Raw genomic sequence first — 26,557 nt, 5'->3', positions numbered from 1 at the left:
CCACAAGTCAATAACTTGTAACCTTCCATTACTAAAGATGGTGCTTCATCGAATCAAAGATTGCAGCTAAAATACGAGTCTATATCCTGCACAAAGCTTTAGCAGTCTACTTCACAGACCCCATATTAATCAAGCTGATATCGGACAACGTGATAATTGTATCGCCGTCTTCTGCACCCGAAATATTCCCCATATCAAATGAAATTCTAGTATTAGCATAGCTATCCTCTGTCGCATTAAATGTAAAGGTAAACAGTTGTTCCTCCGCAGTTAGATCAACCTTTTCCCCAAAGAATCCATGCCATTCATAGTTGGCTGATGCATCGACCCATCCGATGCCTAAGTTCATTTTTCTGGGCTTATCAGCTTTCGCCTTAAATGTAAGTTTGTATTTAAAATCTCGCTGGATGCCAAACCCTTCGTTAATGACCTGACGGTCCCAAGGGTTCTGCCCAGCCGTTCCAATTTTGGCTTGAAGCTGATGGTTACTAGCACTTATCTCAAGCTCCTTGGAATCCCCATCCACATGAGTAAACCAACCATCGGTTCCTTTGGAAAAGTCACCGTTTGAAATCAAGTTTACGTTAATAGGCTGTCCACCCTGATCGGCACTCGGATTCACCTCAATTAACGATACGTTATAGATGGATATAGTATGATTTCCGATTGATGACGGATAACCTAACCCAAATGCAAGTACAGCTGCGGGGTCCGAAGCACCATTCATCGTAAATGTATAAGCATATTGTTGCTTACTTTCGGTTAGCTCGATTTTTTCTTCCATATACTTCGTATAATCGCCTTCATTTTGTGAGACGACGGCTTGTACCGATTTCGGACTGGATGCAGATGCTTCGAATGCGAGCCTGTATGTTTTTCCTTCATCAAGCTTTATCTGTCGTTGCTGCAGCAAAACATCCCACCAATCCGTACTTGTGCCGGGTAAATGAATCAATACTCCTCCGCCTTCAACATCAGAAGTTATCAGATCATTAGGAATCTTCTCCCAATGCTCCTGAGATGCTGCAAGTTCTCCATTTTTCACCTTATTTTGTGATATATCTACCCAGCGTGTATTATAATCCTTACCTTCAAAATCTACATAATAATGTTTGCCAGCAGTTAGAGTAACGGGTGGAAAGTAGACTGTATTGTATTTCTGCCATCCACCCGTATCCCCAAGAGCGTACACAGACTGTGCAACCGTAGTGCCCTGTTCGTCCTTGATGCTGAAACGGACACTCGAATCATCTTCTGCACTAGCCATTCGGGCAGATATTACATAATCGTCGTCAGCAGCTACATCAATCTTGTATTGGAGTAGATCCCCTTCTTCCATATGACTGATATGCTGGCCGCCTTCATCTGAATTCTCAAGTTGTAAGCCCTGCATGGACCAGGCTTCCGTTGCAGGAATATGTGCGTAGCCATTAACGGAAATAGGATTTCCACGTTTTGTTAGACGGACATTGTCCACATAGACGGTACCTGTCGAGCTGCCGAGTAACAGTCTAAACTCAGAATTTGCAGTTGGCTCTCCATCTCCAATACTGATTTCTCCGGTATACGTCTTCATCTCCTGATCAAGCTGGATATTCTGACCTTGATGAATTTGTATGGAATGTCCCTCACCGCTAATCAGATCAATGTCCATACTGCGCGGCGCATCTGCTTTGGCTTCAAATGAAAAACCATAGGTGGTATTCGCCTCCAGCTTCAAATCTCCTTGATTCACCGCAACCTGCTCAGCCTCTCCATTCGTTTGCTTCACATTAACAACCAGTTGACGTTCCATAATCGGGAATTTCAAGAAGTTGTTCACGCTGATATCAGCTAAAGCATGTTCAGCAATCCTGCTTGACCAGAACCCAAGACGGTTCTTGCCTTGATCAAACGTTCCATTAAAGATGTAATTGCCATCAGGCAGCGGCTTCCGCTCTACAGTCAGCGGATCTGCTTCTCCTACCTCGCTCAGCCGAACATTAGAGATCAGAACGGTATGATTATCCAATCCTAAATTAAATTCAAATCTGGCATTATTGTCTGTTCCATCTCGCATGTCAAACGTATATTCGTATTTATTCCACTCTGTAGTAATCGCTAATGAGTGATCTCCCGAGTAATTCGTCCAACTTTTTTCAAATTGAGTCACCTTAGAAGAGATTGTACGGTTTGCTGACGCCTTCGCGTCGAACTCTATCTTGTATTTTTTATTTTTCTTCACATAGATCGGCATTTGTGTGAGCTGAATCGAATAGTTCTCAGTCCCTTTTTTATCAATGCTCACCTTCACTGCTTTTCCTTTTTCTTCATCCTCTACAACCTTGACATCTCCTGCTCCATCCGCATTTGTAATGAACTGCCATTGCTTTGGAACACCGCTCGCTTCCGTGCCTTCCAAGAAACGGTCATTGTATATCTGATTGCCATCCTCCTGCGGTTCACGCTGTGCTTCAGGCTCTATTGGATCTGTTGTCACATCAGGCCATTCGTCTAATTTGTCGTAAGAATATACGCGAACAAAATCAACGTTCATCGCTTCTGAAGTAAAGTCATTATTCGGTGATCCCGGCCAATCTCCTCCAACCGCCAAATTCAGAATCAGGTAGAACGGACGATCAAAAGGAGCAGGAAACGTATAGTATTCCGGCTGACCCGAAGCCTTTGTCTGCCAATTGGTCACTTCATGATGCAGCTTGCCATCAACATAAAATCGTATCATTCCCGGGAGCCATTCCACTTGAAAATCATGATAATCATCAGCGAATGATTCTCCATCCGGAAGTGTGATGCTTCCCTGATCGTGTCCATGAGACCCATCAGGCTTCACACTGTCATAATGCAAGGTACTGTATATTTTATTGTGGCTCTCTTCGCCGCCAATGAGCTCCATAATGTCGATCTCTCCAGAGGCAGGCCATCCTCCATAGTGGGCTTCATCTGTCGGCATCATCCAAAAAGCGGGCCACATGCCTTGTTCTTTAGGGAGCTTCGCACGTACAACGACTTTACCGTATGTAAAGTCGCCTTTACCCATAGAGATGAGTTTACCGGAAGTGAATTTTTGACCGCTTTTCTCTTCGCGTTTTGCTTCAATTTGAAGAACGCTTCGATTCTCATCTTTTACAATGCGGGTATTATCGGGACTGTAGTATTGCAATTCATTGTTATAGACTAGACCCGTGTCCTGGACTGTCCACTTGGAAGCATCAATAGCAGGTCCGTTAAATTCGTCATTCCAGACAAGCTTCCAGTCTTCATCAGGAAGCGTCGTTGGTGGAATTGGTTTCTCATTTGACGGGCTTTCTGGTACCGATGGTGTTTGTCCTCCCGGAGAAGATGGAGTGGAAGCACTGGAATCCGTTGTTGAATTACCCGGCTGGGAGGGAACAGGCTGTGCCGATTCTCCTTTCATGGAAGTAAGGAAGCCTGGTTTTACCTTTTCGCCATTAACAACAACATCTGTTGCATCGACTTTCAGTTCGTTAATCTTGCCTTTAGAATTAATCTGTGTCTGATCTGCTTTCGTGAGGACCGTTAATGAATTGATCAAGCTATCTGAGGAGAGTTCCACACTAGCTTTTTGCATAACGATCATCTTTTGTATGTTACTGCCTTCTTTAATATTTACACTTACGGGCTCTCCTCTTTTGTCAATAACGATGCGATTCAGCGTGGAGTCGCTGATGTCTATTGAATGACTGCCGCCGCCTTTAACAATGACACTCCCTGTAACCGTTACCCCTTGAAGCACAATGGACCCATCCCCAATTCCTTCTGTAAGCAGTAAGTTTCCTTTTACGACTGTGTTTTTGAGTGTAATATCAGAAGACCGAACAATCAGATTCCCCTCTACGCTGGATTCATAAGTTCCCGGAGAGGTTTTAATATCCGCGATCATCGCAGCTAGGAGACCTGCCGTCTCTGCACGTGTGATTGGAGATTTAGGATGTAACTTACCCTGATATCCTTTCATGATATGGTTACTCGTTAAGTAGGTAAGCGCTTTCTCAGCGTAGCTGGAAACATCCTTTGCATCATGAAACTTCAACAGTTCGCTTTCCTCTTCCATTCCGGTCGAAAGCTGAAAAGCTCGATCCACCATTATGGCAGCTTCCTGACGAGTTATCGGTTGTTTAGGAGACAGATGATCCGCATCGGTTCCTTGGATAATTCCTGACCCATTTGCTCTTGTCAGCACATCGTAGTACCAGTCCCCTGCGGTAACGTCCGCAAACGAATGAGACTCTGTTCCGCCTGTAAATCCAAACACACGATCGAGTATCATAACAAACTCAGCTCGGTTAATCACACGATTCGGCTTGAATGTACCATCCACATATCCTTGCAATAAATTCATATCTTGCATACGCAATACTGCAGACTGAGACCAATGTCCGTTCAGTTCTTGATAGGGAACAGAGGCTTGCAGGCTTTTCGCCTGCAAGTCCCCCATTTTCACCTGCGCATCTGCACCTTCTGCTCCAGAAAATGTTGGAAAAAAGAGTGAAGCTGTTAAACACCCTGTAACAATACATGCCAATCCTTTTTTCATCCTATATCCTCCATTAGCCTAATTTTCATTGCTTAGCCTTTAACCGCCCCAATGACGATTCCTTTTACAAAAAAGCGTTGCAAAAACGGATATACAAGCAAGATCGGCAGCGCACCGATAAAGATTTGTGCTGCGCGTACGGTTCGCTGTGAGATATTCTCCAGCATGGAAGGGTCTACATTGATTTTACTGAGATCTTGCTGAACAATGATGGTTTGCAGCAAGGAAGCAAGTGGATAATCTTTAATATCAGACATGTAGATCATGCCGTCGAACCAAGAATTCCATTGAGCTACCATTGTGAACAAAGACAGGGTTGCGATAGCTGGAAGCGACAGTGGAACATAAACCAAAACGAGTGTTTTGATATGTCCTGCTCCATCCAAATAAGCGGCTTCCTCCAGTTCCTTTGGTAATCCGCGGAAAAAGTTCATCATGAGGATGACATTCCACACGGACAAGGCTCCTGGCAAAATGAGTGCCCAGATTGTATTCATCAAACCAAGCTTTTGTACAAGAATATAGCTTGGAATAAGTCCGCCGCTGAATAAAATGGTGAACACAAAAAACCAAGTGTACCATGAACGCCCTTTGAAACTGGTATCTTCCTTCGACAAAGGAAAAGCTGTCATCAGCATGATGACGATACCAATTATTGTAGCTAGTATGGTTCGATTGACAGATACCAAAAGGGAATTGATAAAGTTTGAATTTCCGAATGTTTTTACATAAGCGTCCGTCGTAAAACCAATAGGCCAGAATGTGACCATATTGGAGGAAGCCGGCGCCATACTGCTGAATGAAACGGCTAATATGTGAATGATTGGCAGAATACAGAGCAACGATAAAATACCAAGGAACGTGTAGTTGGCTATGCTGAATATTCGATATCCTTTTGTTTTATAATACAAGCTTCGTTTCTCCTCTCTAAAAAACTCTATAGTTGGCTAGTTTGTAAGCTAATCTGTACGATACTACAATCAAAATAGTTGCTACCACAGATTTGAATAATCCTACCGCTGTAGCAAAACTCATCTTCCCGTTCAAAATCCCCAGTCGATAAACAAAAGTATCAATAATATCTCCTTTGTCATACACAAGCGGATTGTACAGGTTGAAAACTTGGTCAAAACCGGCATTTAGAATGTTACCAATGGAAAGCGTCATAAGCACAATTGTGATCGGCATCAATGCTGGAACCGTAATGTGCAGCGTCTGTTTGAACCGGTTAGCCCCGTCCACTTCAGCCGCTTCATAAAGCGCCGGGTTAATCCCTGCGAGAGAGGCAAGAAAGACGATCGTTCCAAAACCAAATTCCTTCCAGACGTCGCTGACGATCAGCGTTACCCGAAACCATGTACCATCTCCAAGGAAAAAGATCGGTTCCCCTCCAAGTGCTACGATAAGCTGATTCACGATCCCTCCTTGCGGGGACAAGATGTCAAGTAAAATCCCGCCGAGTATGACCCACGAGAGGAAATGCGGTAGATAAACCAGCGTTTGGCTCACTCTTTTAAAACCAACCAGTCGTACTTCATTTAATAAAATGGCAAACAACAAAGGGGCAATCAGCCCTGCCACAATCTTAAAAAAGGCAATAAAGAGTGTATTCCAAACGACTTGACCAACGTCAGGATATAAAAACAGGTATCGGAAATTGTCCCACCCTACCCATTCAGATCCTGAAAATCCAAGGTATGGTTTGTAATCTTGAAAAGCGATGACAATTCCGCCCATCGGTATGTACTGAAACACCAGCGCGAGTAATACGGCTGGAATGAGCATCATATGCAATGGCCAGTTCCGCTGCATATTCCAGCGCTGTCTCACCCTGGTAGAACGCTGTTTATGCGTTGTTTTTAAAGTATGTTCCTTCACCCCTGCATCCCCCATGTTCTAATTTTTATGTTTTACAAGTTAACCCAAACTTGTATAGTAAAATTATAACAATGGGATTTTGCGATCTATATCCTAATATTGCAAGAATGATATGAATATTTTAACGAGATGAGGAGGCAGAGCTTTGCTGAACCGCTTAAATGTTTTTACTAAAATTGCATTGTTAGTTGTGATCCTGCTTATCCTGGTTTTGTTCCTCTATACCTACTCGAATAGAGAAAGCGTAAGAGTCATTGAACATGAAATTCAGAACAACACGAAGAATCAGCTGTCGACTTTTGCAGAATCCGTGGAGTCCAACATTTATCAGTTGTCCCTTTACGGGATGTCGATTGGGCAGGATTCCAGTATTCAGGAGTATCAACGCCCCGACTACAAAGATATTCCCTATGAGCGTACCAAAGCGGGAAGTGCCATTCTAGAGAAGATGAATCTGTATAATGCAGCAAGCAAATGGCATTCGACCATTACCTTGTACTTCCCCCGTATGGAAAAAGTGATATCAACTGACTATTATGCTTACATACCTTACAGAGAAAATGAGTTTACAGAACCACTCTCGCAGTCCTGGACCTACAACGACAATCAATTTATCTGGCATACTACCGATCCAACGACAGCGATGAGCAATCCTAGTAAGGCCAAATTGATTACCAAAATTAGTTTTCCAGTTCACCACCTCAAATTACTGCTTAATCAGAATAAGTTAAACAACAAAGGCGACCCTTTTATGTTTCATCCTGATTTCGGCTTAATTAGCAACAGCACGGAGAAGAGTACCCTGAAATCCATCCTGCCTTCACTGCAAAATGCACAACTGCAAGCTAGAGGCGGGTTCAGAACTACACTGGATGGAACCGAATACTACGTCTCCTATATTCAATCCAAGAGTCTCGGTTGGTACTATGTGGATTATGTGCCCATGCAGCAAATATTAAAGCCGATTACGAGCAGTCGTAACCTGTTCTATGCCTCTATCGCAGTCTTAATCGTGATGAGTATCCTAGTTCTGTATACGCTCTTTCGCAGCGTTCAGGTCCCTCTTCTTCAACTGGTGAGAGGAACAAATCGCTTGTCCACCGGGGACTTTTCCGTGCGACTGAATCACACTGCACATAACGAATTCAGTCTCTTGTTCGCTAGGTTCAACATCATGGCGCAGCGTATTCAGGAGTTAATCGAAAATGTGTACGAGGAGAAACTGAGAAGACGTGAAGCAACCCTGAAGCAGCTGCAATCCCAGATCAATCCACATTTTCTCTATAACTGCTTGTTCTATATCAAAAATATGGCGAGAATGAAAAATGAAAAAGCGGTGGTGGCCATGGCACTAAATTTGGGAGAATACTACCGGTACATAACAAGATCAGAAAATGACATGGCAACAATAAGAGAAGAATTAGCAATGGTGAAAAATTATCTTGAAATCCAATCGCTTAGACTAGAACGTATGCATTTTACAATCGACGTTTCCCATGCTATTTTAGATAAAACGGTACCCAGGTTGACTCTACAGCCCATTATTGAGAACGCTGTCATTCATGGACTCGAGCCTAAAGCAGAGAACGGGGAAATCAGAATTTATGGGGACTGCAAAGATGATGTATATACGCTTACGGTGGAAGACAGTGGACTTGGCATGTCAGACAAACAGCTTGATCAAATGAAATATGATCTCCTTAAACCGCTGGATGAGAATATGGGCTGCGGCACGTGGAATGTTCATCAGCGTTTATCTTTTCTATACGGTGAAGGAGCAGGTCTGACCTATCATCATTCTTCACTCGGCGGGGTTAAAGTTGATATCATATGGCACGACAATACTAACAAGTAGGTGAACTACCCATGCTACAAATTTTATTAGTGGATGATGAACGTTCAGTGGTCGAGACGCTGGCGGAGACCATTCCTTGGGAAAGCTGTGGAATTGGCACTGTCCATGAGGCATTATCTGGCAAATTGGCGCTTGAAATGATGGAAAACCATGACATCGATATTGTGATCAGCGATATTCGTATGCCTGAAATATCTGGCATTGCACTGATTACGGAGATCCATAAAAGATGGCCCCATGTACAAACTATTCTGCTGTCAGGTCATGCCGATTTTGAATATGCAAAGCAGGCGATGGCCCAAGAAAGCTTTGATTATCTACTCAAGCCTGTAAGTGACGAAGACCTGATTGAATCCGTCCAACGTCTCGTGAGTAGAATTCAGAAAAAATGGGAAACCGCGGCATCTTATCAAAGAGCATTAAACGCGTTTCAGGATAATCTGCCACTACTGCAATCTACGATGCTCCATGAGCTGCTCACTGGCAAAACCTATGATCAAAAGACGCTGACAGATAAACTTGAGCTACTGGAACTTCCCTATACGATAGGAGAAGATTTAGCAATGTTGATTATTCGTATGGAAGAACATTTTTCCGAAATGGGCAGCAGCGATATTGCACTCATGGAATATGCCATCTGTAATATCATTAATGAAGTTGTGCAAGATTATTTTCATATCTGGCATACCCGAGATGTTCATGATTATATCGTTGTCCTGGTAAGTGTGAAGGATCCAAGCAAGATGTTCTCGAATAAACACGAGACTCCTCAGACGATGCTAGAACATTATGCTGCCCAGATTCAAACGAATGTTCAGGCGTACTTAAAGGGAGCGATCTCGATTTCCGTTTCCCATTGGGGAGAGTTTCCGAGTGAGATCGGTGAAATATATGAGCGATCAGTTATATCCATGCGTAAGCGGATGGGACAAGTCCAAGGATTGTTCGTTACCGCTTCCGACGAAAAAAATGTGCCCTCTCTTCATACGATCAGGTCGCTTTATAAACCGCCTACTTTAATAAGTCTGTTAGAAGCTGGACGTTTTCAAGATGCAGAACTGAAGATCGAGCAGATCTTTGAGGAGTTGCTGCATTCAAACGAATATCATGATATCGCAGAGTCAACGATTGAAGTGTATTACGCTTTAGCGGGTGCATTTACTTATATCATACATAAAAATGGGAAACAGCTCTCTTCTATTCTACCAGTAGAATCCTATCGTTACTTTCAAGCGCCTAGCTATTCGACGACAAAGCAATTAATGGACTGGTCTATCCGAACGTTGCATTACATCCGTGATGACGCTGAACAAGAGCTGAAGGACAATCACAGCACGATCGTTCGCAGTGTACAAAGTTTTGTCGATCTTCATCTGGCTTCCGATGTGTCCCTGCCGGCGATTGCTGACCATGTACACCTGCATCCTGTCTATTTGTCCAAAGTCTATAAAGCAGAGACGGGAGAAGCACTTACAGCCTACGTCTACCGATTAAGAATGGAGAAGGCCGCGTATTACTTACGAACTTCAACTGCCAAGATATTTGAAATTTCAGAGCTCGTCGGTTACAACAATACCGCCTACTTTATTCGTGTATTCAAGAAATATTATGACGTTACTCCGCAGGAATATCGGGAAAGTCTGCCCGTTTAAAGAAGAATCGAGACTAGATTCAACCAGTTACCTCTATTTTAACGAAAATTGCTAAAAGGCATTGCCGGAGTTTTCCCGACAATGCCTTTTTCGATTTTAATCTCTTGTTGAAATTTGCAGTTTATGTGTAGTCTAACTTCCCTGCAGTTCTTACTTTCCGCTCTGAACGGACTGGTACCATTCGTTTACTTCTTTCGTCATCTGATCCCCGCCTGAAGACTTCCACTTCTCTACGAAGGAATCAAAGGCATCAATTGAAGTTTTACCATAGATGATTTGTGAGAATGTATCCTTCTCCATCTTGGTCAGAATATCATTATTCATCTGCATCGTCATCGTTGGCGCACCAGTAAACATCTGTTTAAGAGAGATATCCTTTTGATCCAGAACAAGTTTCGCTGCTTCCAGCATCGCTGTTGGAACACTTGCATCTAACTTTTTCTCAAATGGCGTTGATGGCGTCTCACCATTGGCCAGCTTCGCCAGTGTATTCATGCTAAGACTTGGAATCCGTGCCCCATCAAAGGCCAACGTGTATTTCTCAGGAGCATAACCTTCAGTCAGACTTGGATCCGTTGATGGTTTGCCGTCAACCATAACATAATCGTATCCTTCAGCAAATCCATATTCAAATTCACCGCCTGCTTGTGGGTTAGCAAAATTCTCAAACAGATAATTTTGATAGGTGAAAAATGCTTCTGGATTCTCCATGTCTTTATTAATTAGAACAACACCATTCTCATTTGGCGTACCACGTCTGCCCGCTTGGCCATCAGGACCAGAAGGAATAGGATATGCCTTAAATTCAGCATCTGGATCGTTTTTCTTCACGTCCTCCAGTGGCCAAGTTGGCATCCAGTGAGGTCCAACCACAATCCCTGCCTTGCCGGCAGTGAATTCTTCAGCAGCCTTCGTCTCGTCGTATACGCCTACTTCCTCTGGGATATACCCTTTGCTCATCCAACTTTGTAATGTTGCGAGTGCCTGTTTTGCTCCTGGTGTCACTGAACCGTATTCAAGTTTTCCATCCTCTGTAAGGTTCCATTGGTTTGGCATCGTGCCATATGCTCCAAAGACCCATCCAGCATCCGACATCCAGGTATTTACCCAGTTTTTAAATCCAATGGTCAATCCGAATGTATCCTTTTTACCATTCCCATCCGGATCTCGATTTGTAAACGCATCCATAACAACTTCAAGATCAGCCAATGTCTCCGGTCCTTTCAGATTAAGCTTTTTCAGCCAATCCTCCCGAATCCACATCACTGGGTCACCATTATAGGAATAATCCAGAATCGGGATACCAATGCGTTTGCCATCTTGCATATATGGATACCAAACGGAAGGATCTTCGTTAATAGCATCTTTCCATGTATCGTTGGCATATTTATCAAATAACTCGCCTGCATCAACAAACATTCCGGATTCAATCAACTCACGCACCAAATTAAATTCACCACGATAAGAGATAATATCCGGCATTTGTGCATTAGAAGCAAGGGATAGACGAAGCTTCGTCTCGAATGCATTATTGGTAGATGGAGAAACCCATTCATTTTTTAGCTCAATGCCCAGCTTCTCCTTCGCCCATTTGGTATGAACATTGTTATCCTGATCCTCGCCTGACTTAAACGTAACGTCTGGACCCCAAGGCCGTAGATAGCTAATTGTCACCGGCGGATCGTATTTCCCGTCTTTAAGCTCCACAGGTGCAGATGGAGTGCTTGGTTCAGCTTCCTTGTTCCCCCCATTGCCGCATCCACTCAGTACCGCAGTTAGGGCCAGCATCCCTACCATTACCATACTGCCTATTCTTCTTTTTTTATTTGTGTCCAACATTGCTTCCCCCAGTCTATGTAATGTTGCTTACAGAGTTAATCATAATGAATGATAGATACATATGCCCATACTAATATTGCAACATTTATTGCATTAATTTAGGATATTTGAAATTGAATACATATATTGGATAAGTGATACTTGGTTGAACCCGGATATGATGAAAAATCAAAAGCAGCCAGTGACGGCTGCCTTTATTACCTCTCTAGTTACTCGTATATCGAACCCAATCATATTCTGCAGATAATGGATTGGCACCGTTATAAGAACCTAACCATTCATCAACCCCTGTCCCGTTCCAAATATTCATCATAATTTTTCCAGGTGTTTTGGGGATATTGCTGGTTGCTGTATGTTTTAATACTCCATCCACATACCATTTGATATGTCCTGGCTGCCAGTCGAAAGCATACGTATGAAATCCTTGTGATGCATCAAACCCTAAATTGATAATCTTCTCATGATTACCAACCCCATTCGTATAATAATTAAACTGTACTTTTGTTGTATCTTTACCTAAGAATTCAATATCAATCTCATCCCATTGTGTTCCATGAGCAGGTCCGGTATAAGTGAAAAAAGAGGAGACGATCCCAGGATTCTTAGCGGGTTTCATACTGACTTCATAAAGCCCGTATCCGTAATTATTGGTGGAACGATACTCACCGCAATCAAACTTATTTTGAGCAGAACTGGTTAAACCAAGCTTGAGTTTACCATCACTTGTAAAATTAACATTGTTTGCTCGCCAAGTGCAGTTGAACATTCCACCGTTAGAGTATCCATCTGCCTTTTGCCATGTGTTTGAGTTGAAATAGCTTAACGGTTCCCAGAAAACATAACCTGCAAATGCGCTTACTGAGGAAAATAAAGAAATCATCATAACCACCACCAACGTGTACCAAGTCTTCCTTTTCATCCACACACCTCCTGAGAAATTTCAAACATGTGTTAAAAACAACTTATAAAGCGCTTACATGTTTGTTGTTATCATTCTATATGGATTTGTATGAGTTAAAAATAACAAAATCTAAAGAATAGATATTCATTTCTAAACATAGCGGCCTAAAATATAGCTCTTTTCCTTCGCTTACGATAAGGAAATTACATTGCTAAAACAAAAAAAGCCGCGAATTCGCGGCTTCTTCTGCGTGTAGGATCATATCCTCCTCTAATCCACACTTTCGATATTCATAATCAATCCTTCATTCTTATGATGATAAGTTATAAGTTCAAATACTCTTTAACGCCATCAACAATGCCCTGGGCAACACGGTTCTGAAAATCTTCTTTAAACATAGCGGCTTCCTCTGTCTTGTTAGAAAGGAAACCAATCTCCAGTAGTGCAGCCGGCATTTTTGTATTTCTTAATACCGATAAATTACCTGATTTCACTTTACGGTCTTTAAAACCCGTTGCACTGACCAAATGTTTATGAACAATCGTAGCTAAAGCTTTATCTTGATTTTTGTAATAAAACGTTTCTGTCCCGCTTGCTGATGAACCGGCAGAGTTGGCATGGATGGAGATGAACACATCCGCTCCGAGGTCATTCGCTACCTTCGCACGACCTGTTAAAGAAACAAATGTATCATCATCTCTGGTAAGAATTACATCAACGCCCGATTCTTTTTTAAGTAATGCCTCTACCTTCAAGATCAGACTGAGGTTTAAGTCTTTCTCTAATTTGCCTGTGACTCCTACTGCACCAGAATCATGATCTCCATGACCTGCATCTAAAACAATGACTTTGTTGCCGTTATTTTCGTCAGGGTTCGTCGTGTTCGGCGGTATGACAGGAGTTGTTCCCGGATTCTCGGTACTTGGTGTAGATGTTGAATCTGAATTTAAGTCGAGTACTAGTAAGCTTGTCCCTTCTTGCGTCACATGGTATCCAGAGGACTGTGTTAAATCGATAACAATACGGACGGTTGAAGGTTTATCACTGAACAGAGAGTATCTGACTTTAGATACAACCGGGTAATCAGTAACTTCTAAAGTACCTGCTCCCTGCTGATTCAGATCTTGTCCATACGTTGAACTAAATTTAGTATCAGGCAGATCAATTACAATTCGATCAGGTCCAGTCATCGTGAATACTTTAGGAGTAACTTTACCGCTTGTTGCGATCAGCAGACGATTCTCGCTGAAGCTGAGCCCGCTTATTTCAGTAAGACCACTGGGATTGGTTACCGTACTGCTCTCCCCTTCACTAGGGGCTACAGGTGAACCCGCTGGAGGCTGACTACCTGCTCCAGATCCACTCTCATCCTCCAAATATACTGTCTTTGTCGTATTGTTCCATTTTACTTTCATTCCGAACTGCTCGCCTATAAAACGCAGCGGAACCAAAGTCGTTCCCTTTCTAAGGACGGGCGCATTGTCCAGCTTTACGGATTGATTATCAACCGTAGCATTTTTATTATTTACGACCATTTTAATGGTGGAGCCATTTTGTTCTATAGTAACGGTGCCTGTTTTTTGTTCCCACTTTACACCATAGCCAAGTTCCTCTGCAACCATACGGATTGGAATCATGACAGATTTATTAATAATCTCGACTTTCGTATCCCCCGTCGTTCCAAGCTGTTTATCGTTAAGATAAATCTTAGCTTGTCCACCGTCTGCATGACTGAGCCCAGGAATCACCCATAACCCTACAAACAACAACATAAATAGAACAATTTTCTTCAAACCTTCACACATCCTTTTGGTCGTCTAGTAAACTCGCCGGCATCCAACATTTTTTTACATTCACTACTATAATGAACGCAGAAATCTGGTAATAGTTGCGTCTTTAATGACCTTTTCTTTTCCAATCTGTCATAAAAATGAAACCTAAAATCCCTTATATATATCGGTTTCTTTACTCTTTTTCTAAATACTGCATTTCTTCTATGTTTCTGACCAATCATGAGATCCATGTTTCATATCGTTTGTATAACATATATCCAACAGAACCACCGATTACGTTCAATAATAGATCATCAATATCTCCGGTTCCCACTCGTAACAAAGTCTGCATACACTCAAGCAAAATGATAAAAGAACTAAAGAATAGAATGAACCTTCCATAGGACCAAGGACGAGACAGCGATGCAGGAATAAGAAAACCAAGCGGGATAAAAACGGCAATGTTTCCAATCAGGTTTATTGCTGAATCAATTACATGATCTAGACTCAGATTCCTCACATAAGCTAAAATCGTATGTAATGGGATTAGATTATAGCGATAGTTATCATGAACATAGCGATGAAATCCGGCAAACATAAAATATAGGAGCATTACTGAATATAAAAAAAGGATCACCCGAAATAAAGTTTGTTGCTTCAACTCTTACATTCCCTTCTTTCTACATAAGGCCGCTCAGAGGCATAAGACTGCTCCAGGTCGATCTTGTGTAACCAAGCTGCATTCCTGCTCGCTGCATATTCCGAAAACTCGAAGACAGATACGAGGCTTGTCCAACGATAAGATTACAATCCTCCTGAACTGCATCTTTCATTCTCCGCTCAATTAACAAGGTTTGAATCCCTCTATTTCGGTATGCCGGCAAGGTAGTTGCAAAGGTCAATGAAGCAGTACTTCCTTGAATATAAGCTGCCGCAGCGCCCACGGGTTCGTTATTATAATAAGCTACATAATACTTCCAACCTTTTCTTCCATGAAGAATACGGTTGTTATCTGCAATATGCTGTTTCCCTGAAATCGGTAATCCTGTTCCTAGACAATGAACCGTAGCATAATCATCAAATTGATGCGAGTTAATTTCTACAATTTGGATATTTTCCTTATCGCTTGTCTTTTTTTCTAACGAAGAGCTAGTCTCTTTCTTACATTCTTTATATAACGTGGCATGAAAGGAGGATTGGAAAAATCCATGTGTAGTCAGAGATCTAAACAGTGTTGGCTCTGCTCTGAGAGGAGTAATCTCGATATGCGGATTTCGATTCCTGGAGCGATAAAACATCATTATTTCAGGCAAATATGACTCTTCCTCTGAGCCGATTCCTTTCACTGTATTAAACTGAGGCCAAGGCATCTCCCTGCTATAAAAAGCGACAGCTTCTCCAAAATACTGAGTCTCAATGCCCATTGGATTCCCCGGCCGTTCTTCCATTGCCCTCATACGATCAATCATGTATTCCATTTCAGAACGTTCAAGTCGCTGGGCAGTGCTTACTTCAAGTACTTTACCTTGCATGATCTGACACCTTCCCCGTCTTTTTGCTTTATTCGCCTTTTATCTATCATAGTCCAATACCTATATTTTGCCAATTCATTCCGCCTTTTTTATGCAGGAAATTATTCCAGTATCTTTTTGTCTGTCTTTTCTTATATTACAGAGGTAAATATGACATGAATGAGGTACAGAAAAAATGGGCGATAATAGCAATAATAAGAAACAAGTATCTGAAACAAAAGGTAATTTATCATGGTGGCAACTTTCTTTGCTTGGCGTTGCCGGTACCATCGGAACGGGGTATTTTTTAGGTTCTGCTCTTGCCATTCAGGTGGGTGGTCCATCCGTTTTATTTACTTTTGTACTGGCTGCTCTTGGTACATATTGTGTATTTAATGCACTCGCCGGTATGACAGCTGCTGCACCAGAGCAAGGGTCATTCCGATCCTATGCGAAGAAAGCTTATGGAAAATGGGCTGGATTCAGCAGTGGATGGGGGTATTTTTCTTCAGAATTACTGATTATGGGAAGTCAGCTCACTGCCTTGTCCCTATTTACGAGATTTTGGTTTCCGGCTATCCCAATGTGGGTATTCGCGTCAGTATATGCACTGCTTGGACTCCTGATCATCGTAATTGGTACGAAGTTGTTTGATCCGCTGCAGACTACAGCAGCCATTATCAAACTTTCAGCTATCCTTATGTTCATTGGTCTTGGAGCTGCTGGTTTATTCGGCTGGTTATCCGGCGGAATCAAACCTAATGCCCCGCTTCGTTTAAGCGAGATATTCCCTAACGGAATTACAGGTACATGGGCAGCGTTACTCTTTTCTTTTTATGCCTTTGGAGGAGTGGAAGTCATGGGGCTTATGGCAATCCGTTTGAAGCAGCCAAAAGAAGCTCCAAAATCGGGCAGAATTATGATAACGGTACTTGCCGTAATCTATGTAACTTCCTTGTTTCTTGTTCTTACCTTGGCGCCTTGGCAGAGTTATGGAACTAAAAAGAGTCCATTTATCCAGGCACTAGCCACTTATGAACTTCCTTTTATTCCTCACTTATTTAATGGCGTGCTGATTATTGCTGGTTTCTCGACAATGGTTGCATCCTTATATGCGGTAACGACGATGCTAGTTACCCTTGCCCAAGACAAAGACGCCCCTTCTCTTTTCGGCAGAAAAGTGAAGGAACGTTTTCCTATTTATGCGTATGGATTCAATGCTGTGCTGCTCGGTATTTCGATCCTAACAGCGTTACTCTTGCCTGATACCATCTATGAATCAATCACAACTGCGGCAGGACTCATGCTCCTGTACAATTGGTCCTTCATTCTTATTACCTCAGGCAAACTGCTTAAGCTCACCACTTTTGGACAAATCAAAAGATACGGAGGACTTACTCTCATTCTACTCGCTGTAACAGGAACACTCTTTCATAAGACGGGTAGACCTGGCTTTTGGATCAGCTTTCTGTTTATCGCATGCATTGGTCTCTTAACCCTGTATATGCAGAAAAAAGTATGGACTGCGGATAGGCCCAAACGAACAAAGCCCGACCGCAAGCTGATCCAAAAGTTAAAATCTAATAAATATCGCTTCCCGGGAAGGGTTAAAAAAATAAAGCCTTGACTGCCTGAACACCAAAATATAATCCAAATCCTAATAAGGATAGACCCGAAATTACAGAGATCGTCTTTAAAAGTGTGGGACTTAAATACCGGCGGAAGAAACTGGACATGGTGGCAACGGCTAGGTCCCACATAAAAATACCAAGTATGATGGCAGAACTAAAAATCACTACATGCATTACGCTTCCAGAGCTTGTCTCTTTCGCAAGAACGGAACCATAAATGCCGAGCCAGAATAGAATGGACATCGGATTAAAAAGCGATAACCAAAATCCTGACATCACTGATTTACCCAGAGGTTCTTTATGATCGATTTCCGTTTCCTTGATCTGACCGGTGCTAAGAATACTTTCTATTCCTGTGTACGAAAGCACAAAAAAACCAAACAACCATAAAAACGTTTGAATAAAGGGAGCATCTAGTAAATGGACGACTCCCAAATACACTAATAGCATGTACAATAGATCAGCAAGCACTGCGCCAAGTCCGAAAAACCAGGAATGAAAGAATCCACGTCTGATTCCAATGTTGAGCTGGGCAGCATTGAGCGGACCAATGGGTGCAGCAATGGAAACCCCAAGCAGTATGTAACCCAAAAAAGCACTTGTAATCATACAGCCTCCTCCTTCCTTGAATAAAAAGACAACCTATTGTTCATCTTATTCAAGAAGGAAGGCATGTACGACAACAAAGTGAATGAGAGAAAAATTAAAAGGGTAACTTAATCACGCACAACTCTATGTTTTAGATAATATTTAAGACCTGCTCTATCTACATTACTAAACTGCAGTGGATTCTGATCGATCATCGTACGAAGACTTTGCAACGTTTTCCATGTAGCTCCCTTTGTCTCGTCCCCTTGTTCTAACAGTTTACCTTCTGCCTTACAGATAAAATACATACCAATGGAATCAACCGGTCCCTTAAGGGTTTGGTATACACAAAAAGGCTCAACACATTCGACCTCGAAGTCTGGATTGATGCCTATCGTATCGATTCTTTTTGAAGCGCCTTCAATCCGAGTAATGGTGAGACCTGTTTCTTCTTGAACTTCTCTAATTAACGCTTTGTGAACGGATTCGAATAGTTCAATTCTTCCACCTGGAAGTTCAAGTGCTTCCTCTCCCGGCTTGTTACGGGTTTGAATGACGAGCTCGGTTCCTTGTTTTCCTTCTCTTTCAATAAAAGCTCTTGCATTAACATAGAACATGAACATCCTCCTCACAGGAAACTCCCAATCCTCTTTCCGATCTTAAGATCAATAATACCATATATATCCTTTTTTACGCATATTGGTTCCCCTATTATGTAATTATCATGTAATTTTTTTGTGTTGAAAATGAAGGCTGCAAGCATAGAAAAAGGATGGTCCCATGGATCATCCTTTTTCACACCGCTTTGTCCTATATAAACCAAAACCTCACTACAATAACCCGGCATACTCCAAACCTTTACGAATTCCGCTTTCATCAACCGAACTGGTCACATATTTTGCATATGATTTAACCTCATCATTGGCATTCCCCATTGCGATACCCAGCCCTACATAGGACAACATTTCTACATCATTCAGTCCATCGCCAAAAGCAACCACTTCTTCTTTCGATATTCCCAAAACTTTGAGTACCGCCTCAATCCCTTTGGCCTTGGAACCTTCCGCAGGAATTACATCCACAGCATAAGGATGCCATCTAACAAACTGAAGATCCCCAAAACCAGCTTCCTCCGATGTATAGATATGTTCTTCGTGTTCTTGGCAATATAGCAGTGCCTGATAGATCGGCGCTTCTTTCCAATAGGAAGTACGATAACCCGGTACCTCGACACGAAGGGTCTCAAAAGACGTTGCAATAAAATCGTGCTGTTCCGTGTTAGAGAAGCTCGCCTCAGCACCTTGCATTACAATGGGATGATTGTGGCTGAGTGCCGTATTTTCCAGTCTTTCCATTGTTGATTTGGAAATAGGAGTCTTATGAACAGGTTGTCCTTTGTACACCACATATGATCCATTCAGACTGATAAACGAGTCCAGACCAAGCTCTGATAAATATTTTGTAATATAGTAAGGTGCTCTTCCCGTCGCTATAAAAACATCAATTCCACTAGCTTTCAGCTGATTCACCGCTTCAACTGCATCTGCAGGAATAACCTTCTCATCATTCACCAGCGTACCATCTATATCAAAAAACACTGCTTTATAATTAGTCATTCTTATGTTCCCTCCATGAATGTTATGATTTCTCTATTTACTTACGTCCATAATCTGCTTTAATTTCTCCCCACAACTTCGTTTGCCATTTCACGATTTTGTTCTGGTACGTATGCGTTCTGAGCCATTCTTCAGCCCGCTCGACCAAATCCCAAACCTGACGGGTCGAGGCATCTTTTTTCAATGTAGTAGCCGCTTTCTTCTGTCTAACCCATTTCATCGCATTTACTGAGTCGCTATAAATGGTCTTGTTACTTCCTTGTTCTTGAAGATAGGCCAGCGCATGAACAATGGCAAGAAACTCGCCGATGTTATTTGTACCATTTGGTATGGGACCTACACTGAACAATACTTCTCCTGTCTTCGTATCCACGCCTTTGTATTCCATAGGGCCTGGGTTTCCCCTAGTTCCTACATCAACCGAGATACTATTGTAGTCAACAGGTTCTATAGGTGCAGCATCAGCAGCTCCATACGTACGCTTGCTAGAACTCCCTGCAGATTTCTGAGCTCCTCCTTGCCCCCAATATCCTTTCCAGCCTGCCGTGTAGGCTTTCTCGGCCTCTGTTTTGGATTCAAATGCCTTGTATTTAGCGCCATTCACTCCGTTAACCTGCTGCTGGCATGCAGGCCAACTTGTATAAATACCCGGGCTTTTCCCTTCCCAAACTACATAATATTTTTGCTTAGCCATGTCCCCTGATTCCCTCCATACTTACCTTTTCACATTACTTTCTACAATACCTTTTCAGAAGAAAAGATGCAAAGTCATCTGTTATTTCAAGACATAAGAAAAGCCTGAGCGTAAGAACCCAGGCTTCATGAGATCAATCCTATTTTTTCATTCGTAAGACTCAGCATATGTACGGCTCCCTGCTCAAACTTATAAGGAACAGAGATGATCTCTACAATAACTAGCTGACGATATGCTTGACACCCTTTCCAACTTCCAGCACATGAAGCTCGGGAACGACAAATTCCGGAACAACGTGATGCTGCCTAAGAACATCAAGATCAATCCATTTATATCTATATTCTTTATTTGTACCTGTAAATTCACCATCTTTATTGAAGATCGGATGTGGATATGGAAGTTCCAGAACGAAGAACATTCCCGTCTCATGAACCTGCATATTGGGACCCAGCGGTAAATCGACAATATTCTCAATCATCCATACTTGCTGCTCTTGAATTACAGGTACACCAAGCTGTTCATATATCATCTTAGCGATTGTATACTCAGGTGTATCATCTGCTTCTACACTTCCGCCTGGTAAAAACCAATACGGCTGGTTTTGTTCTCTTTGCAGGAGAACTCTGCCATTCTGAATAATTATTCCTCCTGTAGTTGTGTGATACTCGATGGATTCATGGTTGTAGGATATCATCATCACTATTCCTCCTTAAGTACAGTCCACTTACTCATTTTGGTTTTATTTTGTATACACTAGACTCTTACAATGAATTCTTGATCAGGAATAGCTTGCCCCAATCAGCTCTTACCATGTTCTTAAATGAAGCACAGGATCATAACATACCCGATGTTCGTCTTTTGCTTTTAATGACACAATTTGGTCAAAATATTAACATCGGATTATTTCTGCTTTCTGAGCTGCCGTAAGTCCTATCTGATGGGCATCCGATATGAAGATATTTTCCATATTTCTCACAGGAAACCTCAGTTTATCCTTCTTATTTCACAGCGGATTTTGTCCGCTTTACTAACTCACACTTTCTATTCAGAATTCAGATAAAACAACGTTCAGTACTATAATAACAAGCTTTAAGAGGAAATAGTTTGATTTTCCGAAAAAATATTTATGAATTTCAATTTTACTGCTGACTTCCTAATTTTTGCTCCTAATTCGTAGTTTATATGGAATAAAAAAGAAGTTATGCGGACTGCACAACTCCTTAATTCCCTTATATTGTAAACACATATATTTTGTTTATAAATGTCGAAATAGTTCGGTTATTCTGTAATTCTCTTTTATATTGTAAGCGGTTATAGTTGTATTTCCATGTTTTATTCTAGCTCCTTTAACCTTCTCTCCACCATTACAAATACAAGGAAATGAACGGTCAGAAACACGCCTACCAAAATACCAAGTCCCTGAATACCTTGAACGAATTTGGCAACGATCAATCCAATGATTATAAAAAAGATCCCAACATAAATCATCCACATCGCACTATAACGATTCGCTTCTTCCCACATTTGTTGATTCTGAGTTGACCGATGGGTTCGATATCCAAACAAGCTGTTTATTCGCTTTGGAGGCTTCCATTTCATTACCACACCGATGATAACGGAAATGATCCCTACAAAACTGAACACGACCAGATTATCCAAATCCATGGCTGCCTCCTTCTAATACAACAATACAATCACCTTTCAGACTTCTTGCAGTATAGAACGCCCGCTTGACCGGTCTCCGCTTGTCCATGTCCATTCTTCATGGATGCATATTTTTCCGCTCTCAAGTAATTCGGGAGTTGAAGTGCATATCCCTGTCATGATCTCATTCTTTTCATTAACATGATGATAACGCATATCCAGAACTCCATCTTCCCCCATTGTCGCAATCAGGTGGCCTGCTATAATACCGCCTCCCGCATAATTAGCCCACACGAGGTTTCCGTCCTGAAAATAATGAAAAAGTGTCTCTCGATTGACCTCCCCATTGCCGGAATTCTCCCATGACGTAAAGATTCGTCCATTGTAATCAATCTTGTTCATCACTGTCAGCCTCCCTATCCTACTTAAGAAATTGTTGACGGGCTTCGGAAACCACCAGATCTGATCTGTACAGTTCAATGAGATCAAATGTGTCTTCTATTAAATCAGATAAAATATTTATGGATTCTTCAGCTGGTACCCTCCACAAGTTCATCATTTGAAATTCTGCATTATTTGGTTTCATCTTCATTTGGCTTAACGTATTAATAAGCCCCTTCGTCTTACCTGGATAGTACATCCGGTTTAGGCCACACCATATTGCAAGCAGCTTTTCTTGATTTTTCAGTTTCTTTTCCGCCAAATATACGAGATCGTTACGAACAAGCCCTCTTTCCATCTCTGCTCTAGAATAAAAATTAAGATGTTCTGTGATCAGCCAGCTTCCTATATCCTCAGGATATGCGCTTAGTGAACACTTCCAGCCTGCAAGCACGCCTGACTTATCATATAAAGATAAGGATTGCAGAATGCCAGTTGCTACCGTATGAGTAGAAAAAGAGTGGTGTTTATATTGAATCAAATTCATTAATTTTTGTTCGACAAAAGAAATAGAGAAATACACCATCTCACATTTCACACCTTGGATCTCATAATTCACTGCATATACATCATCACTAGAAGCAATCTCAATACCTGAGAGCTCATCCAGCTTCATTTGTTCGTATTTCTTGATAGAAGCGGGTATGGGACCTTCTACATAGCATAGTAGATCAAGATCCGAGAACGCATCAACCTTACCTGTTGCGACCGATCCAGTTACCATAATAGCCTCTATACAGGGAAATCTCCTTGTTAGTTCTTCTGTTTTAGAATTTGCGATATTCCGTCTTTTCTCGTACTCTGTCAGCAGTGGCATACGTCATTCCTTTCCTACAGGATTCGTATGAATATCTCGAGAACATATCAAAATATCTCCGCGCCGTGTCCATCCGAGACCCGTCCAGAATGATTGGCCACTCTCATTGGAACCCATCACCATAATATGGGCTCGCTCGATCCCTGCGTCTCGTAATCGGTCCAGACAAGACTGTACAAGGATTTTGGCAATCCCTTGTCCCCGGTATTCCGGCTTGACTGCCAAATGGTATAGATAGCCTCGTCTTCCGTCATGTCCTGCCAGTAGAGTCCCTATGATATCTTCACTCTGAACAGCTACATAACTGAAGCCTTCATTACGTTCCAAATAACTTTCTATGGCTTCCCTGGAATCTGCATTGCTGATACTCATTCCTTCCGTTCTTCTCCATAAAGCAATACACTGCTCATAATCGCGGGCATCCATCTTACGGTATTCCAAGTTCGTTACCTCCTGCCATTCATTTAGGTTATGCTCTCTTCTATAACAAAGTTTCTTCCTTATAATGCACCATCTCATTCATTGCTGCCGGGAACAGAGGTTCACTTAAGGAGAGAATTGCTTTCGCATACGCTTGAATCTCCTGCTGGGCATCATGCATAAGCCGCTGATTTAAGAAATGACATACGGATTGCAGTGAAGCTGTCCAATACCAGCGAATATACATCCCGTAAGATGGGAGAAAAAGCCTTGCCTGTTCCGCGCATACCCCTGATTCTAGAGCTGCCTCATATTTTTTTATACCCAGTTCTACATACTCCAGTAACTCTTCACTTAGTTTCGCGCCCTGCTCTATTGGAAGCGCCTCTCCGCTCCCTTGTTTTGAATGTGCGGGTGCTCCTCTCCACTCCTGATGATTTGGAATATAAAACTCGGGTTCTTCTGTTATGTATCTGCGACTCGACTCATTCCACGCATCGAGGCTGTCTCCTGTACCTTCCATATGACTTGAGCCGACTATGTATTTCCACCACTGTCTAGCAACCATCAAGGGTGCGTAGATTTCATATTGCAGCATTACGTGGCGAAAAGGAGAAGTATGTCCTTCTCTTGCTAGAAACCGTATCAGTTTCATATCTCTCTCCGTGAGTTCCACTGACTCTTTGGCATAAGACACTCTTGCCGCATTCGCTATGGTTAGATCAGACCCCATATGATTTACTAGACGAACATAACCTTGATCAAGCACTTTTTCAAAAGACATATCAGCTGCACCCCTTTATTCTAATCCCATTATTTTACTGTATTTCCCAAAAATATGTCTAGCAGTTTCGTATCTTGATCAACTTGATTTTCATGTAAAAAAAGCACCCTCCTCGGAAAGGAAGATGCTTTCATTCTCATTCTTCATTCATATTATCTAAGCCATTTCGGTTCAAAAGGATATGGACAGGTAGCGCTGGCTACCTTAGCTTTCAAAGGAATGAGACACCCACAGTATTTACAAGTGGTTCCGTATTTAAATCCATCACATGTACGGCAGATCGCTAAACGTTCTTTGTACAGCTCCTGAACAGCCTGTTCTGACATCCCTTGATCAGATGTAACAGTGGACTGTTCCATAACTGCAAGTTGTGATTCGCTGACATGCACACTTACCGTACAACCTTTGCATTCGTTATCAGCTCTTGATGTCATCCTCTTCCCTTAGCCTCTCTTTGGCACAATCTTAATTACCGCTACGGAAGCAGCAGGCAGTGTGAAACTTACGTTTCCTTGCTCTGCTGTGATTCCTTCAAGTTCTTTCGGTGCAACCTGAGTCGGGTTGTCAAACGAGTTATGCGCATCCAGCTCATTAGATGAAACCAGCACTTGACCGCTAACCACTGCATCTACAATTCCTTGCAGATCAAGTTCTACGTTCAAGGAATCTGCATGGCTAAGATTACAAGCAGATACATGAATATGCCCTTCATGATCTACAGAAGAAGATAGGCTGAGCTGCGGAATTTCCTGATCACCCATTTTATAAGATGGACTTACATATTGAGACTCAAGCAAATGTGCATCCTGGTGAACTTTATACATATCAAAAACATGATATGTCGGTGTGAGTACCATATTAGCACCTTCCGTCAGGATCATTGCTTGCAAGACATTCACGATCTGTGCAATATTCGTCATCGTTACGCGATCGGAGTGTTCATGGAATAAGTTCAGGTTAATTCCCGCTACGAGCGCATCACGTACTGTATTTTGTTGATATAGAAATCCTGGATTTGTTCCTGGTTCTACTTCAAACCAAGTTCCCCATTCATCAATGATCAGTCCTACTTTTTTGTCTGGATCATATTTATCCATAATGGCCGAATGCTTTACAATCAGTTCTTCCATGTATAGAGTAGCTTTCAGTGTTGTGAACCATTCTTCACTTGTGAATCCAGTTGCACTGCCTTTTTTCTCCCATATACCTGTGCCTGTCGTGTAATAGTGAAGACTAAGTCCGTTCATGAGATGATGAGCTTCCCGCATGAGGACTTCTGTCCAGTGATAATCCGCTGTATTAGGTCCGCAAGCAATTTTGTATACCGGCTCAGAACTGTAATTACGCACATAAGTGGAATATCTGCGATACAGATCAGCGTAATATTCAGGACGCATGTTCCCGCCGCAGCCCCAGCTCTCATTACCTACACCAAAATACTTCACGTTCCACGGTTCTTCTTGACCGTTCTGTGCACGAAGGCTTGCCATCGGCGACTGTCCGCCGTTATTCATGTACTCTACCCATTGCTGCATCTCATACACTGTACCGCTGCCGACATTACCACAAATATAAGGTTCTGCCCCAATCAGTTCACAGAGTCTCATAAATTCATGCGTACCGAAGTGGTTATTCTCTTCTACTCCGCCCCAGTGGGTGTTGAGCATACGCGGACGGTTCTCACGAGGTCCAATTCCATCTTCCCAGTGGTACTCGTCAGCAAAACAGCCGCCTGGCCAGCGCAGTACAGGTACTTTTAGTTGTTTCAATGCTTCTATTACATCATTTCGGATGCCGTCCGTATTTGGAATGGGTGAATCTTCGCCAACCCATATTCCTTCATAAACACAACGTCCTAAATGTTCAGAAAATTGACCATAGATATTTTTATTGATTTGGCTTTTTCGTGTCTCCGTATGTACAAGAACTTTTACCATAATAATAACCTCCACCTTATTG

General features: G+C 42.2%; 23 protein-coding genes. 3 read left to right on the top strand and 20 right to left on the bottom strand.

Going from position 1 to position 26,557, the window contains the following annotated elements; genetic code table 11:
* Positions 1-106: 106 nt before the first annotated feature.
* From KJS58_RS07650 to KJS58_RS07640, 3 genes are read right to left on the bottom strand one after another with little or no spacing between them, the layout of a single operon-like run.
* Complete coding sequence (locus KJS58_RS07650; protein WP_213531968.1) at positions 107-4,555, bottom strand: carbohydrate binding domain-containing protein; 4,449 nt, start codon at positions 4,553-4,555, stop codon at positions 107-109.
* A gap of 32 nt (positions 4,556-4,587) precedes the next feature.
* Positions 4,588-5,466, bottom strand: coding sequence for a carbohydrate ABC transporter permease (locus tag KJS58_RS07645; protein WP_213531967.1), 879 nt, complete (start codon positions 5,464-5,466; stop codon positions 4,588-4,590).
* A gap of 16 nt (positions 5,467-5,482) precedes the next feature.
* On the bottom strand, positions 5,483-6,367 hold the full coding sequence (locus KJS58_RS07640; RefSeq protein ID WP_213532231.1) for an ABC transporter permease: 885 nt from the start codon (positions 6,365-6,367) through the stop codon (positions 5,483-5,485).
* Between the two features lie 211 nt (positions 6,368-6,578).
* On the opposite strand from KJS58_RS07640, the gene KJS58_RS07635 reads away from it, so the two are divergent.
* Positions 6,579-8,288: a sensor histidine kinase gene (locus tag KJS58_RS07635; protein ID WP_213531966.1), complete on the top strand. Its 1,710-nt coding sequence runs from the start codon at positions 6,579-6,581 to the stop codon at positions 8,286-8,288.
* An 11-nt stretch (positions 8,289-8,299) separates the two neighbouring features.
* Entirely contained in the window at positions 8,300-9,940 is a 1,641-nt protein-coding gene (locus KJS58_RS07630) for a response regulator transcription factor (protein ID WP_213531965.1), read from the top strand.
* Between the two features lie 150 nt (positions 9,941-10,090).
* Here the strand turns inward: KJS58_RS07630 and KJS58_RS07625 are convergent, their stop codons facing one another.
* The 5 genes from KJS58_RS07625 to KJS58_RS07605 form a co-directional block, all read right to left on the bottom strand.
* Complete coding sequence (locus KJS58_RS07625; protein WP_249717020.1) at positions 10,091-11,779, bottom strand: extracellular solute-binding protein; 1,689 nt, start codon at positions 11,777-11,779, stop codon at positions 10,091-10,093.
* Between the two features lie 205 nt (positions 11,780-11,984).
* Complete coding sequence (gene bglS / locus KJS58_RS07620; protein WP_213531963.1) at positions 11,985-12,698, bottom strand: beta-glucanase; 714 nt, start codon at positions 12,696-12,698, stop codon at positions 11,985-11,987.
* Between the two features lie 305 nt (positions 12,699-13,003).
* Complete coding sequence (locus tag KJS58_RS07615) at positions 13,004-14,473, bottom strand: N-acetylmuramoyl-L-alanine amidase family protein (protein WP_213531962.1); 1,470 nt, start codon at positions 14,471-14,473, stop codon at positions 13,004-13,006.
* 217 nt (positions 14,474-14,690) lie between these two features.
* Entirely contained in the window at positions 14,691-15,113 is a 423-nt protein-coding gene (locus KJS58_RS07610) for a VanZ family protein (protein ID WP_213531961.1), read from the bottom strand.
* Positions 15,114-15,132: 19 nt separating this feature from the next.
* Positions 15,133-15,984: a GNAT family N-acetyltransferase gene (locus KJS58_RS07605; protein WP_213531960.1), complete on the bottom strand. Its 852-nt coding sequence runs from the start codon at positions 15,982-15,984 to the stop codon at positions 15,133-15,135.
* 175 nt (positions 15,985-16,159) lie between these two features.
* Here KJS58_RS07605 and KJS58_RS07600 point away from each other — a divergent pair, with 175 nt between their 5' ends.
* Positions 16,160-17,590: an amino acid permease gene (locus KJS58_RS07600; RefSeq protein WP_213531959.1), complete on the top strand. Its 1,431-nt coding sequence runs from the start codon at positions 16,160-16,162 to the stop codon at positions 17,588-17,590.
* On the opposite strand, the gene KJS58_RS07595 is transcribed toward KJS58_RS07600, so the two are convergent.
* From KJS58_RS07595 to KJS58_RS07540, 12 genes are all read right to left on the bottom strand, one after another.
* Positions 17,571-18,203 (bottom strand): LysE family transporter, encoded by a 633-nt coding sequence (locus KJS58_RS07595; protein ID WP_213531958.1) that lies wholly within the window; start codon positions 18,201-18,203, stop codon positions 17,571-17,573. The genes KJS58_RS07600 and KJS58_RS07595 overlap by 20 nt on opposite strands.
* A gap of 107 nt (positions 18,204-18,310) precedes the next feature.
* Positions 18,311-18,799: an NUDIX domain-containing protein gene (locus KJS58_RS07590; RefSeq protein ID WP_213531957.1), complete on the bottom strand. Its 489-nt coding sequence runs from the start codon at positions 18,797-18,799 to the stop codon at positions 18,311-18,313.
* Positions 18,800-19,012: 213 nt separating this feature from the next.
* Complete coding sequence (locus tag KJS58_RS07585) at positions 19,013-19,798, bottom strand: Cof-type HAD-IIB family hydrolase (protein ID WP_213531956.1); 786 nt, start codon at positions 19,796-19,798, stop codon at positions 19,013-19,015.
* Positions 19,799-19,835: 37 nt separating this feature from the next.
* Positions 19,836-20,492, bottom strand: coding sequence for a ribonuclease H (gene rnhA, locus KJS58_RS07580; protein WP_213531955.1), 657 nt, complete (start codon positions 20,490-20,492; stop codon positions 19,836-19,838).
* A 220-nt stretch (positions 20,493-20,712) separates the two neighbouring features.
* A complete protein-coding gene (locus tag KJS58_RS07575) occupies positions 20,713-21,189 on the bottom strand; it encodes an NUDIX domain-containing protein (protein WP_213531954.1) in 477 nt (158 codons plus the stop codon).
* A 635-nt stretch (positions 21,190-21,824) separates the two neighbouring features.
* On the bottom strand, positions 21,825-22,157 hold the full coding sequence (locus KJS58_RS07570) for an SdpI family protein (RefSeq protein ID WP_213531953.1): 333 nt from the start codon (positions 22,155-22,157) through the stop codon (positions 21,825-21,827).
* 36 nt (positions 22,158-22,193) lie between these two features.
* On the bottom strand, positions 22,194-22,538 hold the full coding sequence (locus KJS58_RS07565; protein ID WP_213531952.1) for an avidin-fold protein: 345 nt from the start codon (positions 22,536-22,538) through the stop codon (positions 22,194-22,196).
* Positions 22,539-22,557: 19 nt separating this feature from the next.
* The gene (locus KJS58_RS07560) at positions 22,558-23,394 is read right to left on the bottom strand and encodes a nucleotidyltransferase domain-containing protein (protein WP_213531951.1); all 837 of its coding nucleotides are present in this window, start codon (positions 23,392-23,394) and stop codon (positions 22,558-22,560) included.
* Between the two features lie 3 nt (positions 23,395-23,397).
* Positions 23,398-23,835, bottom strand: a complete 438-nt coding sequence (locus KJS58_RS07555) for a GNAT family N-acetyltransferase (RefSeq protein WP_249717018.1) — start codon at positions 23,833-23,835, stop codon at positions 23,398-23,400.
* Positions 23,836-23,875: 40 nt separating this feature from the next.
* The gene (thyX, locus tag KJS58_RS07550; RefSeq protein ID WP_213531949.1) at positions 23,876-24,598 is read right to left on the bottom strand and encodes an FAD-dependent thymidylate synthase; all 723 of its coding nucleotides are present in this window, start codon (positions 24,596-24,598) and stop codon (positions 23,876-23,878) included.
* 152 nt (positions 24,599-24,750) lie between these two features.
* Positions 24,751-25,032 (bottom strand): DUF6171 family protein, encoded by a 282-nt coding sequence (locus KJS58_RS07545; RefSeq protein ID WP_213531948.1) that lies wholly within the window; start codon positions 25,030-25,032, stop codon positions 24,751-24,753.
* A 9-nt stretch (positions 25,033-25,041) separates the two neighbouring features.
* The gene (locus KJS58_RS07540; RefSeq protein ID WP_283771254.1) at positions 25,042-26,535 is read right to left on the bottom strand and encodes an alpha-N-arabinofuranosidase; all 1,494 of its coding nucleotides are present in this window, start codon (positions 26,533-26,535) and stop codon (positions 25,042-25,044) included.
* Positions 26,536-26,557 lie beyond the last annotated feature (22 nt).

The organism is Paenibacillus sp. J45TS6, from assembly GCF_018403285.1.
Taxonomy (GTDB): Bacteria; Bacillota; Bacilli; order Paenibacillales; family Paenibacillaceae; genus Paenibacillus.
The sequence above is the reverse complement of the archived record's forward strand: the minus strand, read 5'-3'. Positions and strand labels throughout refer to the sequence as shown.